Here is a 1,050-nt window from a genome sequence, read left to right as displayed (position 1 = left end):
GGGGGCGGGCGGCGGGAGGGGCGTGGCCGTGTCCAGCGCCGTGTTGAGCGCGCGGCGGGCCTCGCGCAGCCGTCCGGACAGCAGCCAGTACCAGGACAGCGCCGTCACCAGCCGCAGCGCCTCGCCGCCGCTCTCCCGCCGTACGGCCGTGTCGAGCGCGGCGCGCAGATTCCCGGTCTCGGCGTCCAGCAGCGGCAGCCAGCGGTGCTGCTCGGGGCCGCGGAGCCCGGGCTCGGCGCGTTCGGCCAGGTCCAGATAGTGGGCGAGGTGCCGGTGGCGTACGGCGGTCTCGTCCCCCGCCTCCCGCAGCCGCTCGGCGGCGTACGCGCCGACCGACTCCAGCAGCCGGAACCGCGCGCCCGTCCTCACCACCAGGGAACGGTCGACCAGCCGCGCCAGCAGATCGAGTACGTCGTCGTCGGCGACACCGTCCCCGGCGCAGACCGCCTCGGCCGCCTCCAGAGTGCAGCCGTCGGTGTGCACGGCGAGCCGTCGCAGCACGATCCGCTCGGGTACGGTCAGCAGCTCCCAGCTCCAGTCGATCACCGCCCGAAGCGTCCGCTGCCGCGCGGGCGCCCCCCGCTGCCCCGCGGTCAGCACCCGGAACCGGTCCCCGAGCCGCCGGTCCAGCCGCCCGGCCAACTCCCGCACCCCGAGCGCCCGTACCCGCGTGGCGGCCAGCTCCAGAGCCAGCGGAATCCCGTCGAGCCGCCGGCAGATGGTGTCCACGGCCGCCAGGTCCGGCACGTCGAGGACAAGGCCGGGGGCCGCGGCGAGGGCCCGCTCGGTGAACAGCCGTGCGGCATCGGCGGGCGGCAGCGGTTCGGCGGGATGCACCACCTCGCCGGTCAGCCCGAGCGGCTCCTGACTGGTGGCGACGACCCGCAGCCCGGGGGCGCCGAGGAGCAGGGCTTTCGCGAGCCGGGCGACGGGTTCGACGAGGTGCTCGCAGTTGTCGAGGACGAGCAGCAGGCGCCGCTCGCGGAGGGCGGAGACGAGGCGTCGGGTGAGGAGGTCGGGGGCGGTCTGTCTCGTATAGACATCTCCGAG

1 protein-coding gene is annotated in these 1,050 nt (G+C 75.9%); it reads right to left on the bottom strand.

Features of this window, described 5'->3' with window-relative positions; translation table 11 throughout:
- Nucleotides 1-1,050: ATP-binding protein (locus tag WH07_RS35445; RefSeq protein ID WP_046509313.1), on the bottom strand; the 1,050-nt coding region annotated here is incomplete at both ends.

The organism is Streptomyces odonnellii, from assembly GCF_000981895.1.
Taxonomy (GTDB): Bacteria; Actinomycetota; Actinomycetes; order Streptomycetales; family Streptomycetaceae; genus Streptomyces; species Streptomyces odonnellii.
Note: the sequence above shows the minus strand (reverse complement) of the source record. Positions and strands in the feature narration are given on the sequence as shown.